Annotated in this window: 11 protein-coding genes and 2 pseudogenes; 7 read left to right on the top strand and 6 right to left on the bottom strand. The window is 33.7% G+C overall.

Annotated elements, in window-relative coordinates; all coding sequences use genetic code 11:
- Nucleotides 1–20 precede the first annotated feature (20 nt).
- From AC5LXI_RS07535 to AC5LXI_RS07555, 5 genes and pseudogenes are all read right to left on the bottom strand, one after another.
- Nucleotides 21–529, bottom strand: a pseudogene (locus AC5LXI_RS07535) (helix-turn-helix domain-containing protein).
- Between the two features lie 703 nt (nt 530–1,232).
- Entirely contained in the window at nt 1,233–3,533 is a 2,301-nt protein-coding gene (locus AC5LXI_RS07540) for a TonB-dependent receptor domain-containing protein (protein WP_493441788.1), read from the bottom strand.
- 93 nt (nt 3,534–3,626) lie between these two features.
- On the bottom strand, nt 3,627–4,475 hold the full coding sequence (locus AC5LXI_RS07545) for a heme/hemin ABC transporter substrate-binding protein (protein WP_493441789.1): 849 nt from the start codon (nt 4,473–4,475) through the stop codon (nt 3,627–3,629).
- A gap of 369 nt (nt 4,476–4,844) precedes the next feature.
- Nucleotides 4,845–7,148, bottom strand: a complete 2,304-nt coding sequence (locus tag AC5LXI_RS07550; RefSeq protein WP_493441790.1) for a TonB-dependent receptor domain-containing protein — start codon at nt 7,146–7,148, stop codon at nt 4,845–4,847.
- 95 nt (nt 7,149–7,243) lie between these two features.
- Nucleotides 7,244–8,026 carry a heme/hemin ABC transporter substrate-binding protein gene (locus AC5LXI_RS07555; protein ID WP_493441791.1) on the bottom strand — a complete coding sequence of 261 codons (783 nt, stop codon included), beginning with the start codon at nt 8,024–8,026 and terminating at the stop codon, nt 7,244–7,246.
- Nucleotides 8,027–8,349: 323 nt separating this feature from the next.
- Between AC5LXI_RS07555 and hutW the strand changes: the two are divergent.
- The 7 genes and pseudogenes from hutW to AC5LXI_RS07590 all read left to right on the top strand — a co-directional run.
- Nucleotides 8,350–9,654: pseudogene (gene hutW, locus AC5LXI_RS07560) on the top strand (heme anaerobic degradation radical SAM methyltransferase ChuW/HutW); the annotation flags it as partial.
- Nucleotides 9,655–9,779: 125 nt separating this feature from the next.
- The gene (gene hutX / locus AC5LXI_RS07565) at nt 9,780–10,280 is read left to right on the top strand and encodes a heme utilization cystosolic carrier protein HutX (RefSeq protein WP_493441792.1); all 501 of its coding nucleotides are present in this window, start codon (nt 9,780–9,782) and stop codon (nt 10,278–10,280) included.
- Nucleotides 10,281–10,296: 16 nt separating this feature from the next.
- Complete coding sequence (locus tag AC5LXI_RS07570; protein WP_493441793.1) at nt 10,297–10,935, top strand: NAD(P)H-binding protein; 639 nt, start codon at nt 10,297–10,299, stop codon at nt 10,933–10,935.
- Nucleotides 10,936–10,956: 21 nt separating this feature from the next.
- Nucleotides 10,957–11,943, top strand: coding sequence for a FecCD family ABC transporter permease (locus AC5LXI_RS07575; RefSeq protein WP_086358060.1), 987 nt, complete (start codon nt 10,957–10,959; stop codon nt 11,941–11,943).
- A gap of 16 nt (nt 11,944–11,959) precedes the next feature.
- The gene (locus AC5LXI_RS07580; protein WP_493441794.1) at nt 11,960–12,733 is read left to right on the top strand and encodes a heme ABC transporter ATP-binding protein; all 774 of its coding nucleotides are present in this window, start codon (nt 11,960–11,962) and stop codon (nt 12,731–12,733) included.
- A gap of 86 nt (nt 12,734–12,819) precedes the next feature.
- Nucleotides 12,820–13,821, top strand: a complete 1,002-nt coding sequence (zntB, locus tag AC5LXI_RS07585; protein ID WP_493441795.1) for a zinc transporter ZntB — start codon at nt 12,820–12,822, stop codon at nt 13,819–13,821.
- Nucleotides 13,822–13,944: 123 nt separating this feature from the next.
- Nucleotides 13,945–15,837, top strand: a complete 1,893-nt coding sequence (locus AC5LXI_RS07590; RefSeq protein ID WP_493441796.1) for a DNA topoisomerase III — start codon at nt 13,945–13,947, stop codon at nt 15,835–15,837.
- Between the two features lie 82 nt (nt 15,838–15,919).
- Here the strand turns inward: AC5LXI_RS07590 and AC5LXI_RS07595 are convergent, their stop codons facing one another.
- On the bottom strand, nt 15,920–16,609 hold the full coding sequence (locus AC5LXI_RS07595) for a hypothetical protein (protein WP_493441797.1): 690 nt from the start codon (nt 16,607–16,609) through the stop codon (nt 15,920–15,922).
- Nucleotides 16,610–16,744 lie beyond the last annotated feature (135 nt).

Genomic DNA, 16,744 nt, shown 5'->3' on the forward strand with positions numbered 1-16,744 from the left:
GTTTTAAAGAATACTGATATTTAAGAACTAAAACAACTAACGTTTTTTTGTTGACGTTTTGCTTGCTTCAGCTCTTCTAACTTTTTTAGAACAGCATTTTCTGCTCGTAGATAAGCAATTTCCTCTTTTAATGCTTCAATTGTTTTTTCATCATCACTGGTTCAATACGGGTTTGCTTCATACATGGTCTTCCTCTGGAACGATATTCAAGCCCTCGGAAGCCTTTTTTATGATATCTATCAAGCCAAACAAATAGAAGCCCGGGGGAACTTAAATTAAGCATAGCACTAGTGTGCCCGAGAGACCAATTATTTGTCCACATTAATTTTAGTGCTTGTAATCTTGCTTCGGCATGACGTAAATGAGGTGTTGGTTGAAAGGCGTTACCCCCATGAATCGCAACCACTTGGGACCAATATCGAATCTGACGAGCAGATATCGCATATTTTTTTGAAAGAATTTCCGATGATTCTCCTGATAAGAATTCATTAGCTATGATAATTTTTAAATCTCGATTATATTTTGACATAAAAAGCCCCCCAGTAATTGGTTGTCCAACTATTGGGGGTCACTTCAATTTGGGGTTTTAATAAAGGTTTTTTGTATTATCTTTAATGCTTTATTATTATTTATTTTCTTTTGGCGAATTAGCTATTTTGATATTAATTTAGAGTAAGACAATTATAATTTTCGATCTGTTTTATATAGTGATTTATTTGCAATATCTATTTTGAATATGCTTTTAAATTTTCCTAACAATGATAGAATCTATGACATACAGAGATAAAACAATTTAAAAAGGAATTAAATATGGCGTTAAATGGATGGGGAGTGTTTTTACTTACTTTGATTATTTATTGGTGGGTTTATTTCGCTGTTTTAGTTGTTGGTATATTTCTTTTATTCTCATCTCATAAATTTTTAAGAATTACTGGGATATTTTTTATAATTGTTCCTATATGTTGTTATCTCTTCATGTTTCTCTTCTTTATTTTTGCATCTAGATTTTCAGTTGGATAAAAAAGAGCATAACATAACCAAGATTATAATAATTAAATGGTTTATTGTTGATTAAAATTAAAGCATAGTTAAAAAGATTAAACTGATTTTGCTATATTCTCCTATTATTCAAAAAAATAAAATTAATCAATCGTCATGTAAGTTATGATAAACCATGATAAACAAATAACCCGCTAAAAAGCGGGTTATTTGTTTATTGCCATTATTTGATTTTAAAAATCAATATCTAAACCTAGTTGGAATATACGGCCAGGTGCAGTAAACATATCTAGGTATTTATGATCTGATGTACAATATAATTTATTATTACTTAGATAATCCCAATATTTTTGATCAGTAAGATTGTAGATCCCACCATTTAATTTTACATTTTTAGTAATATTGATATAACCAGTTAAATCAACAATACCATGACCAGCAATTCTAAAATAATCGTCTTTAGAATCTGGAATTGGATTACCTTCGTTGTTATAAGTTTCACGAGATGTCGCTTCGGTTTTTTTGCCTTTTTGTAGTGTTGTAGTAATAGCTACGCCATAAACTCTATTTGGATCATCCCATGCTAAACCTACAGTAGTTTTCATCGGCGCGATCGAATCCATTTCCACATATTTATCACCTAAATAGCTTGACTTAGATTTACCTTGGTTATAACCAATTGCAAATCTAGCGCTTAAGCCGTTAGCTGATTCAACCCAATTACCAATATTGAATTCACTGCTTAATTCAGCACCATAGATGTAGGCTTTGTCGCGGTTTTCAGATTGATAAACTAAACGATTACCAATTCCAACAAAATTTTTCCTATAGCGGGTATAGGCAATAAAGTTTTTATATTTGTTGTAAAACGCTGAAGATGAGAGGGTCACACCAGAAACCGGGTGGCCTTTTAAACCTAATTCAAAATTATCACTTGTTTCAGTTTTTAGATTCGAATCCCCAACTAATACATACATGTTGTTGTGTGCTAAGTAAGAACCATATAGTTGGTTCTGATTAGGCATCTGAGCTCCACGCTTATATTGTAAATAAGCGGTGAAGTCAGGGTTTATATCATACATAAATGACATTGAAGGTAACACTTTAAAATCGCTATTACCTTTATACTGTTTATCTAATTGATCGCTACTTAGTTTGGTTAATGACATATTTTCGAGGTTACGAGGTTTAGTATTTTGATAAACTGCTCTAACACCGGGAACTAAATAAAAATTATGACTATCATTAAAATTAAGGCTTATACGATCTTCAAAAAATCCGCCTAGCTGATAACTACGGCTATCGGCTTGTGGTTTACTATAGTCACCATCAGGAAATACTATGGCATGTTGTGACTTAGCTGATGAGAAGAATGGCGATTCATCTTCACTCCATTTACCATTTAAACCAGCACTAAATCTTTGGTTTTCATAATTTTTTACTAAAGTAGTAATAAAGTTATAAGCTTTAGTATTGTAATTAGTTTGGGTATTAAAATTGCCTCTAGTAGTATGACGAAGATCAGTATCGTCAAATACATTGGTACGTTGATAGTTTAACTGAGTTGTTAAGCTATCTATCCAACTGATATTAGTCGGTTTCCATTGATCTTTGAATGCCAAATTGAAACGATTATTTTTGCTTCTTTGATGATCATATGATTCGATTTTTTTACCGTATCTATCCCATGAATCATAGTGAGAATTTTTGGTTTTACTATTGTAATCGACAGTAGTATTGATTAAATGTTCGTCTGTCATTTGCCAACCAAAACCAGCTAAAATTGAGTTGGAGTGCCAATTTTCTGGGTAACTATTAATAGAATCAGCATGATTACGTGTTTGTTGTCCATCTCGGCGACTTAACACCACAATCCCATTTAGATAATCATCACCTCCAGCCATGGTCAAACCTTGATGATAACTTCTGTCTGAACTATCATAGTTATTTTGGAAACCAAAGTAGGTTGTTTTACCTGGATAAAGGTAGTAGCTAGCGGTTTTAGTTTGGAAGGAAACCGAACCACCTAAAGCATTATTGGCATTACTTACTGAGGTTGCACCAGATTCGATATCCACTTTATTGTACATATAAGTATCAATATAATCGCGACCAATTCCATAAGATCCAAATCCAGCACGACCAACCGAGTTAACCCGACCTTGAGCGATAGGTAAAGGCATACCATCAATGTCGATAGATACACGGTTCGCATCTAAACCACGAATATTGTAACCAGTAAAGCCACTACGGTCCCAACTACTTTTGCCACTTCCTGAGCCAGAAATATTACCGGGTGCCGAAATTAATGTTTGATAACGCATAATGCTACCAAAATTAGTCCCACCATCACGACGAATATCTTGCTCGGAAATTTCGGTATTCATTCCCGGTTTTTTGGTGGCTTCATGAGCGGTTACTGTAATAGTGTCAATATCTTTTTCATCATTATGCTTATCAGTAGCGAGAGCGGGTAACGCTAATGTTAAGCCTATTGCTAATGAACTTGTCTTTTTTAATTTTTTAAAATTCACCTTTAGGTCCTTTCATACTTATATTGCTTAATAACAAATCTATGCATTTATTGCTTCAATAAATAAAAATATTATTAAAATTATTCGACTACATTAGTCTGGGTAAAAGCTTTGGAATAGCAATTTTGTTGCTTCATCAACTCGTGGACCAATTCCAAATAAGTAACTATCATCAATAATAGTGATACGATTATTTTTAAATGCACTTGTTTCAGTAATACCTGGAATAGTATTAATTTTGTCTAATCCACCAAGTTGATCAATCGAATATTTATTTAGGATGATAACTTCTGGGTTAATAGCAATGATTGATTCAGCAGTATAGCTTTTGAAACTATTATGTTTTGCTAGATTCTCACCGCCAGCAATAGCAATTAGTGCATCAATGGTGGTGTTTTTGCCGGCTACCGAATTGGTGCCACCCATACTCATTAGTGATAGAACTTTCGTTTTTTGCGGGTGAGTTGCGATTTTAGTTTGAATATCGGCAAGATTGGTTTTAATTCTATTGATTAATAATTCACCTTCTTTTTGTTTATTCAATTTAGAGGCAATTTTACCAATATTTTCATATAACAGTTCAATAGTACCAGGCACACGCTGTAAGGCTAATACATCTACTTTAGATTCAGACACTTTTTCGATAACATTATCAGGCTCTACATCATTTAAAGTTATAAATAAGGTTGGTTTAAGTGATAATACGCCTTCAATATTTAATAATTTCCAATAGCCGATCTGTGGCAATTGCTTAACTTTTTCAGGGTAACTACTGGTTTTATCAACGCCGACAACATCATCACCAGCGCCTAATGCAAAGACAATTTCAGTCAAAGATCCACCAGCAATAACAATTCGTTGGTTTGCTGAACTAAGGTTGATAAGACTATTGATACTAAAAATTAGCAAAAATAGGCTAATCTTTTTTACAAACTTCTTCATGAGTTAATTTACCTACCATGGTTTTCCATTTAGATTGCGTAATATAGTGAAAATGAGAACCATTATCAACATAAAATACAGGTTTATTTGATAATAATTTGATGCAATCTAGATAAATATAAGAAGCTAAAGAAACTTTTTTTCAAATAAATAATAAATTTATAATCAATATATTGGCAAAATAATATACAGTTATTTTATAAAAATAGTCGCAATTTATATCTCAATAATTAGCTTTATGGTTAACATTAGGGATTAATCTATTAAATGATGGCTATTTATAACGAATCTTAAATCCTTTTTTAACTCGAAAAATAAACTTTAAACAAACACCTCCAAAGTTGGAGATGTTATTGTTGGTGTTTTGAATTAATAATCTATATCCAAACCTAACTGGAATGTTCGACCCGGCGCGGTAAACATGTTTAGATAGTTATGATCGGCGGTACTATACAATTTATTATTACTGAGATAATCCCAATATTTTTGATCAGTAAGATTATAGATTCCTCCACTTAATTTCATATTGTTGCTGATATTGATATAACCGGTTAAATCAACAATGCCATGGCCAGCTATTCGAAAATAATCGTCTTTGGAATTAGGGATTGGTTTACCTTGATTGCTATAAGTTTCGCGAGAAGTTGCTTTGGCTTTTTTTCCTTTTTGCAGTGTGGCAGTAAGCGCTACCCCATAAAATTTATTTGCATCATCCCATGCTATACCAACAACACTCTTCATAGGAGCAATGGAATCCATTTCAACGTATTTATCAGCTAAGTAGCTTGATTTTGATTTACCTTGGTTATAACCGATTGCCAATCTAGCACTCAAGCCGTTAGCCTGTTCAATCCATTTACCAATATTGAATTCACTGCTTAATTCTGCACCATAAATATATGCTTTATCCCGGTTTTCAGCTTGATAAACAATTCGGTTACCCATGCCAAAAAAATCTTTTTTATAACGAGTATAAGCAATGAAATTTTTATATTTATTGTAAAAAGCTGAAGATGAAAGAGTGACACCAGCAATTGGCTGTCCTTTCAAACCTAATTCAAAATTATCACTGGTTTCGGTTTTAAGGTTTGCGTCACCAACAAGTAAAGCTATACTACTATGGGCTAAATAAGAACCATATAGTTGATTCTGATTAGGCATCTGGGCCGCACGTTTGTACTGTAAATAAGCTGTAAAATCAGGATTGATATCATACATAAATGCCAGTGAAGGTAATATTTTGAAATCACTATTACTTTTATATTGTTTAGCTAATCGATGACTATCAATATTGGTTACTGACATATTATCAAGGTTACGGGGCTTAGTGTTTTGGTAGACGGCTCTTACTCCTGGCACTAAATAGAAATTATTACTATCATTAATACTAAAGCTGAAGCGATCTTCCAAGAAACCGCCTAATTGATAACTTTTGCTATCGGCTTGTGGTTTACTATATGGACCATCAGGCAGAATATTAATATCTTCTGATTCAACTGAGGTAAAAAATGGGGCTTCATCCTCACTCCACTTGCCATTTAAACCTGCACTAAATCTTTGGTTTTCATAGTTTTTCACTAAAGTAGTGATAAAGTTATAAGTTTTAGTATTATAGTTAGTTTGAGTGTTAAAATTACCTCTAGTTTTGTGGCGAAGGTCAGTACTATCATATACATTGGTTCGTTGATAATTTATTTGGGTGGTTAAACTGTCCATCCAACTGATATTAGTCGGTTTCCATTGATCTTTGAATGCCAGATTGAAGCGATTGTTTTTGCTTCTTTGCTGATCAAATGACTCAATTTTTTTACCATATTTATCCCAAGTATCATAATGTGAATTTTTGGTTTTATTATGGTAATCGACGGTGGTATTGATTAAATGTTCTTCGGTCATTTGCCAGCCAAAGCCAGCTAAAATCGAGTTAGAGTGCCAATTTTCAGGATAAGTATTTAATGAATCTCCATGATTACGAGTCTGTTGACCATCACGACGACTTAAAACCACAATACCATTTAGATAATCATCACCTGCCGCCATCGTTATACCTTGGTGATAACTTCTGTCTGAACTATCATAGTTATTTTGGAAACCAAAATAATTTGTTTTGCCTGGATAGAGGTAATAATTTGCGGTTTTAGTTTGGAATGAAACTGAGCCACCTAAAGCATTATTGGCGTTGCTTACGGGTGTGGCTCCCGATTGGATATCAACTTTATTATACATGTAGGTATCAATATAATCTCGGCCGATTCCATAAGAGCCAAAACCAGCACGACCAACACCATTAACTCTGCCCTGAGCAATAGGTAAGGGCATACCGTTAATATCAATTGATACTCGGTTGGCATTTAAACCACGAATGTTGTAACCAGTAAATCCACCTCGGTCCCAACTACTTTTTCCGCTACCCGAACCAGAAATACTCCCTGATGCGGAAATGAGCGGTTGGTAACGCATAATGCTACCAAAATTATCACCACCATCACGACGAATATCTTGCTCGGAAATTTCAGTCATTGTTCCTGGCTTTTTGTTGGTTTCCTGAGCTAATACTGTCATAGTATCAACATTTTTTTCATCCTTAGTTTGGTCAGTAGCGAGCGCGGGTAACGCTAATGCTAAGCCTATTATTAATGAGCTAGTTTTTTTTAAATAGTTAAAATTTATCATGTTAGTCCTTTTAAACATAATTTATTAAAAAATGCTCATCTCTTGCTTCAATTGATAAAAATATTATTAAAATAGAGAAATTACTTAATGAAGTTTTATTCAGGGTAAAAGCCGTTAAACAGTTTACTTACTACCTCAAAAACTCTCGGTCCAATTCCAAATAAATAGCTATCATCGATAATGACAATGCCATGGTTTTTATATGCATCTGTTTCGGTAATACCTGGAATGGTATTGATTTTGTCAAAGCCACCTAGCTCTTCGATTGAATGGGTAGTTAAAATAATAACTTCAGGATTTATAGCAATTAGTGATTCAGTAGTATAAGTTCTAACACTATTATGTGTCGCCAGATTCTCACCACCGGCGATGGTAATTAATGTATCGATAGTGGTGTTTTTTCCTGCTATGAAAATGTTTCCTCCCATATTCATGATGCATAAAACTTTGGTTTTTTGCCGACGAGTAGCAATTCTGTTTTGAATTTGCGAAAGATTAGTTTGGATTCGCTTAATCAATTCTTGTCCTTCCTTTGGTCTATTTAATTTAGCGGCAATTTTACTGATATTTTCATACAGCAAATCTACTGTACTTGGTACACGTTTCAGTGTTAAAACGTCGACTTTTGCTTGGGAAATTTGTTTCAGCACGTTAGCGATTTCCGCATCATCAAAACTAATAACTAAGGAGGGCGTAAGGGATAAAACCGATTCAATATTTAATAATTTTAAATTACCAATTTGTGGTAATTGGGTAACTTGTTTTGGAAATCGACTGGTACTATCCACCCCTACGATATCTTCTCCAGCACCAAGGGCAAAAACGATTTCTGTCAAAGCACCACCTGCAACAACAATTCTTTCATTTGCTGAGCTCAAATTGATTAGGCTATTTAGGCTAAAGAGCAACAAAAATAACCGCATTTTGTTTATGAAATTTTTATTTATCACTTGATTTATCGACCACAATTTTAAATCAGATAGAATAATATAATGAAAATGATTATCATTATCAATCATAAAAAGTAGAGTTATTGAATAATATTTATCATAAAACACACACAAGTTTAGGATGGAAATTGAACAGTTATTAAATAAATATTTAGTTCAAGATAAATAAACAGCAAAAAAATTAAAAAAATATTGATAAATGATAATAATTATTATTTAATTCACCGAGATTATTTTTATGAATGGATGTTATGAAATCATTTGATGTAAGTGCGTTTTACGCTTCAAATTCAGTTTTACCTTTTAAAGATCGTTGGGCAGTGATGCCATTACAAGCAAGCCTACCAGTACCACCGCAAGAACTAGAGCAGCAATGGAGTATCCTGCAAAATTCAGATTTGTCTGGAAAAAAACGACTGATCTACATACATATTCCTTTTTGTGATATTCATTGTCAATTTTGTGGATTTTATCAAAACCCATTAAAAAAATTTGATACCAAAACTTATATTGATTACTTATTACAAGAAATATCCCTCGAAATCAATAATAAGGCTATGCAATCGGCACCAATTCACGCTATTTATTTTGGTGGTGGAACACCTTCTGCATTGGCGTCTGGACAATTAGCACGAGTAATTAGTTATTTTAAACAACATGCCCCTTTAGCGCCTGATTGTGAGATTACCGTAGAAGGGCGAATTTCTGATTTTGATGATGAAAAAATTGATAGCTATATTGAGTCAGGGGCTAATCGTTTTTCGATAGGTATACAAACATTTAATACTCAAATAAGACAAAAATTAGGACGTCAGTCATCAGAAAAAGAGATTATTCAACGTTTCGAAAATATTGCTTCTCGAGATAGTGTTGCTCTAGTTTGTGATTTGATGTTTGGCTTACCTAACCAGACACCGGCTACTTGGCAAAGAGATTTAGAAATTGCTGATCAATTGCCACTTGATGGGGTTGATCTTTATTCTTTAAATCTCTTGCCGACAACCCCATTAGCTAAAGGGGTGGAGAATAATCGAATCGCGATCCCATCGGTTACTGATAAGTGCAATTTTTACCATCAAGGTGCTGAATATTTAGCTAAACAAGGTTGGACCCATTTAACTAATGCTCATTGGGCAAAAACGAGTCGCGAACGAAATTTATATAATTTTTTGATAAAACAAGGCTCACACTTTTTTGGATTTGGTTCTTGCGCCGGTGGAAAGCTAAACGGACAATCATATATGATCCATCGTGATCTGAATCAATATTATGCCTTATTAGATAAAGGTAAAAAACCGTTAATGATGTTAACCGGAAAACCGTTATTGGGTGACTGGTTGCATAAATTACAAACCGGTATAGAAAAAGGGCGAATAGATTTAACGCAACTAACCAATCAAGCTGAACTCTTTGATCCACTTATCAAACAATGGCATCAAGTCGGTTTACTGCAAAATGAAGATCGTTGTTTACGATTAACTTTATCAGGGCGTTTTTGGTCAAGTAATATTGTACAAGCATTGCAACAATTATTATTGCAACTTAATAATCCAGAACATATTGAATTACAACAGAAGATGTCTCAAGCTAGACAAGCTATGCAACAAGGTAATGGTATGCCTAAATCTCATCCACATATGCAAAACACCCAAGTAAAAACAAAAAATTAAAGGAAATTATTATGGCAGATAAACAAACCCTTTTAGATAACCTAGCAGCTTATATGCAATCTAATCCAGAAGAACTGTTAGAAAAAATCGCTCAAGATCATAAAGTTACACTAACACAAGTAATCCAAGCAATACCAGATGCTAAAATTGTTGATGGCAGCCATTTTGATGAAATTTGGCAAGAAGTAACCACTTGGGGAGATGTGTTATTTTTAGTTCATACTGGTGACGTTATTGCTGAAATTTCAGGTGAATTACCACCGGGAACGCATAGCCAAAAATACTTTAATTTACGTCACCAAAAAGGGTTAAGCGGTCATATCAAAGCAGAACATTGTCAATATATTGCATTTATCGAAAGAAAATTTATGAAAATGTCGACTGCTTCAATGATTTTCCTCAACCATTTAGGTCAGTCCATGTTTAAAATTTTCGTTGGCCGTGATGAAAAACATCAATTAAAAGCCGATCAGCTAGAAAAATTTAGAGCGTTAGCAAAAAAAATTAATTAATTTGATGAATAATAACATGAAAACAGTAATCATTTTTGGTGTTAGCGCCAAGTTAGGAACTGGTTATCAACTATCGCAATTAATCAAACAATGCCACCCAAAGTGGCGTTGTATTGCTTTAGTCCGCGATGCTGATTTTGCTAAACAATTAGCTCAACAAAATATTGAAACCTATGTAGGTGATGCAACCGACGTTGAATTAGTAAAGGAAATTGGTAAGCAAGCTGGTTGTGAAGCAACCATTATTTCAACTTTGGGTGGCGAAACCGGCAATTATATTGCGCAACGTAATATCATTGATTGTGCAGAACAAGTAGGAATCAAACAAATGGTATTGGTGACCTCACTTGGTTGTGGTGATTCATGGTCAACCTTATCCTTACGAGCTAAACAAGCATTTGGTAATGCGGTGCGCGAAAAATCTTTGGCTGAAGTTTGGTTACAAACGAGTACCTTGAATTATGTGATCTTAAGACCCGGCGGTTTACGCGATGGCGAACTAACCAATAACGGTCAATGCTATTTTGCTCAAGAAGTTCACGGTTTCGTATATCGTAAAGAATTAGCCAAAATAATCATGGATAAAATTGCAAATCAACAATTTGATAATCGTGCATATAGCGTTGTTGACCCAAGCCTTACGGTAAATTATTAATTAAATTTATGAGGTTAATCGGTGCGCAAATCTAGTCCACAAATATTGTTATTGGGATTATTCGCTTTATTGTTAATCTTAATAATCTATTCAGCAAACTCGGGAGCATTAAAATTATCCTTTACTCAATTAATGAGTATGTCATTTGATGATCCTCTATGGAATATTTGGTGCAATATCCGATTACCTAGAATTATACTCGCGGTAGTGGTTGGCATGGCATTAGCGAGTGCTGGCGCCGTTATGCAGGGATTATTCAGAAATCCTTTAGCCGATCCTGGTTTATTAGGTATTAGCAGTGGCGCAAGCCTTATGGTGGGTATAACAATCTTATTTCCTGCTGTTTTTCCGCCGATTATGATGCTTTATGGCAAAATGGTAGCGGCATTTGCCGGTAGTTTATTTATTTGTGTTTTGATCTATCTTTATAGTCTTAATGAGCAATGCAACCTTGCGAAAATGATTCTGTTAGGCGTGGCGATTAATGCCATCATTGGCGCAGTAATGGGCGGACTTAGTTACATCAGTGATGAGTCACAATTACGTCAACTTTCGTTATGGTCAATGGGGCACTTAGGTAAAGGTTCTTGGGATCTGGTATTCGTATCTATTTCTTTAATTTTTCCTGCACTATTTGGCGTCATCAAACTGGCTCATCAGCTCAACATATTACAACTTGGCGATGAAGATGCCCATTACTTAGGTATCAATGTTGAACGTATTAAACGTTATCTCTTATTACTTTGTGCCGTGTTAATTGGTACCTCAGTGGCGGTGAGTGGCATTATTGCTTTTGTTGGTTTAGTTGTTCCTCATATGATTCGTTTACAAATCGGTGCTAATCATAAATGGTTAATACCTGGTTCGGCACTTGGTGGCGCATGTTTGCTCTTATTAGCGGATACTTTAGCGAGAACATTGGTCGCGCCAACGGAAATCCCTGTTGGCCTTTTAACCAGTTTAATTGGTGGCCCGTATTTTCTTTGGCTTATTCTGAGACATAAATAACGCATGGAGATTTATTGTGTTAACCGCTAAAAATTTAACCTTTGGTTATGGCAGTCGCATGCTCATTAATGATGTATCTTTATCAATAAATGCCGGCGAAATTGTTATTATCATCGGTCCTAATGGCGCTGGTAAGTCGACCTTATTACGTCTATTAACTGGTTATCAAAAACCGCTATCAGGTGAGTGTTATTTACAAGGTCGTCCAGTATCACAGTGGCCACAAAAGCAATTGGCAAAAATAAGAACCGTAATGCTGCAACAAAGCCAACTTACTTTTCCATTTAAAGTAAAAGAAGTGATTGCAATGGGGCGAGCACCTTATGGGAAAATACATTTTGATCAATCAATTCATGAAGTGATGGTTCAAACCGATTGTTTGCAATTTGCCGACCGAGATTATCGAGGTTTATCCGGTGGCGAACAGCAAAGAGTTCAATTGGCTAGAGTTTTAGCCCAATTATGGCAGCCTGAACCGAATGAAAAATTACTGTTTTTAGATGAACCTACCTCAGCGCTTGATCTCTACCATCAACAACATACTTTACGCTTATTAAAGCAATTAGCAGTTAAGCAGCAATTGGCTGTGTGTTGTATATTACATGATCTGAATTTAGCTGCTTTATATGCTGACAAAATAATTCTGGTTAACCAAGGAAAAATTGTTGAACAAGGGTCGCCAACCGAGGTACTAACGGTTGAAAATATCCATCGATGGTATGGTGTTGAAATCGGTATTTTTAATCATCCACATCATACATCGATACCGCAAATTTATTTGAACCCTTAAAGATTAAAACAAGAAAATCATTGATGCGCTGCATTTTTGCTCAAAATCAGTATATAATTAAACAAACTTAACCAATGGGGCTGATGATGAGTAATGAAAATAGCAATAATTCTATTTTGGTTTCAGAGCTACTTGCAGCACAACCTGTTTTTAGTTGTCAATTGGATGGCAAAGGTAAAGCTAATCCTTTGAGTGAACAAACGGAAGTTTCAGTCAAACAACCTTATTGGATACATCTTGATTTTGCCAACAGTGAAACCATTAATTGGATTAATCAAACCAATCTTATTCCAGATCTTGTCAAAAATGAGTTAATCAAACCGAATCAATTTCCCAAAGAAATTCGTTGTGATTCCGGTATTTTAGTGGTGCTTAAAGGGGTTAACTTTACACCAAATGAGTTACCGGATCCGATTGTCACTTTCCGTTTTTATATTACGGATAATTTCATTATTTCGACTAGACACCAAAAAATTGATGCTATCATCAAACTAAAAGAAAATTTAGAAAAAGGAATTGGTCCGGTAGATGTCGCTGATTGGCTAATTCAACTCTCAGAATTAATTTGTGATCAGGTCAATTTATCTTTTGACAGTGTGCATAATAAAATTATTAAGTTGGAAGATTTATTACTCAATCAACGAATTTTTTCACATAAAGAAATCGGTCGAGTTCGTAAACAACTCTTCATATTAAGGCGTTTACTATCACCGCAACGTGATATTTTTGTCAAAATATCGACGGAAAGAATATCTTGGATTGATGAAAATGATCGTCAGCGATTACATGATATTTCAAATCAACAAAATCACTATGTCTCTGAAATTGATAGCTGCTTAATTAGGATCGGTTCAGTTATGGAACAAATTAATAGTATTCTGGCTGAATCCACTAATAAACGAATTTATTTAATGTCACTGTTCACCATTATCTTTACTCCAATAACTTTTATTACTAGCTTACTTGGTGTTAATTTAGCAGGTATTCCTTTCAATGAAAAAGAATGGTCTTTTGTTGGTTTAATATTACTATTGATTGTGATTAGTATAATTTCAGTAGTCTGGCTTAAGCTAAAGAAATGGTGGTAATAGAGTGATTTATTTTTCTAGATTGTTAAGGATTATTAATGAATAATTTATACATTTATTGATAAACAGAAGATTAACTCATTATATTATTGTAATATTCGCATTTTTTAATCAATAACTACCATGCAACTTAATCATTCATATCGTTTATTTATTGCCGAAAAACCTAGCTTAGCTAGAGCTATTGCTGATGTATTGCCGAAACCTCATCACAAAGGAAATGGGTTTATCAAAGCCAGTAACGGTGACGTCGTTAGTTGGTGTATTGGGCATTTATTAGAACAAGCAACACCAGAAGTATATGATGAACGTTATAAAAAATGGATTTTAAATGATTTACCTATTGTGCCTGAAAAATGGATAATAATACCTAAAAAAAGTACTGAAAAACAATTTAATACTTTAGTGGAATTAATTAAATCGGCTGCTCAAATTGTACATGCAGGTGACCCTGATAGAGAAGGTCAATTGTTGGTTGATGAAGTACTAAATTACTGTCAATTATCATCAGAAAAACGCAAAGCTATTCAACGTTGTTTAATTAGCGATTTGAATGCCAGCGCAGTTGAAAAATCATTGGAACAATTACGAAGTAATCAAGATTTTATCCCTTTATCCACATCAGCTCTGGCTAGAGCTCGAGCTGATTGGCTATATGGAATGAATATGAGCCGTGTTTGTACGCTTATGGGGCAACGTAGTGGTTATCGTGGTGTACTCTCAATTGGACGGGTACAAACCCCCATTTTGGGCCTAGTTGTTAGGCGTGATTTAGAGATAGCAAAATTTGTTCCTAAACCATTTTATGAAGTGTATGCTATTTTGCACACTAAAGATAACGAAACTTTTAAAGCAAAATGGCAACCAAGCGAAGCATGTGCACCTTATCAGGACGAAGAGGGCCGAGTATTAGTTAAAGGCTTAGCGGAAAATGTTTGTCGACGCATTAAAGATCAGACAGGTATCATTGATAAAGTTAGTAACAAAAAGAAAGAACTAGCGCCACCCATGCCATTTAATTTATCTGCGTTGCAAATAGAAATGGCTAAAAGAAATGGTTTAAGTGCGCAAGAGGTGCTTGATATTTGCCAATCGTTATATGAAAAACATAAGCTAATTACTTATCCCCGTTCTGATTGTCGTTTTCTGCCTAAAGATCATTTAAAACAAATTAATGGTGTAAAATCTGCTATTGAAAACAATTGTCCCGAGCTGCAAACTGCAATTAATAATGCTGATTTTGCTTTACGTTCTAAAGTTTGGAATGATAAAAAAGTAGAAGCGCATCACGCTATTATTCCAACTTTGCGTAAAGTGAAAACGGAAAGTTTATCCAATAACGAGCAAGCTGTATATCAGGTGATTGCTACCCAATATTTAGCACAATTTTATCCAGCTTATAAGTATGCTGAATTACAAATTGATGTTGATATCAGTGGCGGTAAATTTATTTCAAAAACTAATCAAATGCTGGATGAAGGTTGGAAGGTTCTATTCAGAAGTAAAAATTATCAAATAGAAAACGATGTTGATAATAGTGAGAATAATGGTTTATTAACTAAGTTAGTAAAAAAAGGCGAATTTGTTCAATGTATTGATACCGAGTTATTTAGCAAAGAAACTCAGCCTCCCAAGTATTTTACTGATGCGTCCTTATTGTCGGCTATGACCGGTATAGCAAGATTTGTTAAAGATCCTAACATAAAAAAAATATTACGCGAAACAGATGGATTAGGTACCGAGGCAACTAGAGCGGGTATCATTGAACTGTTATTTAAACGGCAATTCTTGATTCGACAAGGTAAATCAATTCGTTCAACAAAGATTGGTCAAAATTTGATATTATCATTACCAGAAAGTGTTTCAATGCCGGATATGACTGCTCATTGGGAGTTACAACTTGAGGAAATTAGTAAAAAGCAATTTAGTTACCAACAATTTATGTATCAATTAAATTCATCTTTATTTTTATTGGTTGATCAGTTAAAAAATTCAAGATTGAAAATTCAATCATAATCCTAATATACTTTATAGTGCAATAAATAGTAGATTGATTATTTATTGCCCTCTCTAAAAATAGATTATAAATTATAAATAGTTATTTTTTCTTATCATTATAATCTTCACTATCAATTTCTTGTGAGGTTGCATCTATTTCTCTATTTTCATCAAGTATTTTGGCAAATACCATATTTGCTCTAACTAAAAAAAGTCTATCCTTTAAAATTAAGCGATAAGTATTTAATCGTTTCAATGGTCCCTTAGCGAATTGAGTGCCAATGATAACTAGAATAAAAATTGTCAAAATAGAGATAATAACATTAACGATCCATGCTGATTTAAAAATAGTATGAAGATTATTCATTACCATAATAAAGGTAAATAGCCCCGCAGCAGCTGTTAGAATCACTTCTTTAATTAAGAAGGGTTTAAGTAAAATAATACTATTTTTTTTAATGCCAAAATATTGGGTTAATTGATCTAATTGAGTTAATTCAATAATATTATGAATATCAGCATTAACCACTGAAATAGCAATTTTTTCTTTATTCACATTACCTGTCTTATAAAAGCAGATTTTGTCCCAAATAAGCTTTTTTTTGATATTGTTTAAATAATCTTTTTGGTAACTTGGTTGTGCGATTTTTTCTAAAATATCGGTATATTTAATAATATTATCAAAGTAATTATTTGGTATATTTTTTTTATAAATAAAGCCAATAATTGAAAGAGTAAAGATAATAAATAAATTAAACCAATTATCTTGCAAAAGTTGTGAAATATTCATTCTAATTAACCAGTGTTTTTAACAATTAAATAATTGTAACTGATATTATGTAAAACGGGTATTAATTCTACAAAAAGTTATACTGGTAGTGGCGTTTTTAAGCAATTGCAATACTATTTTTAAGTAATCAGTTGA

It is taken from the genome of Gilliamella sp. LMG 34361 (genome assembly GCF_984569075.1).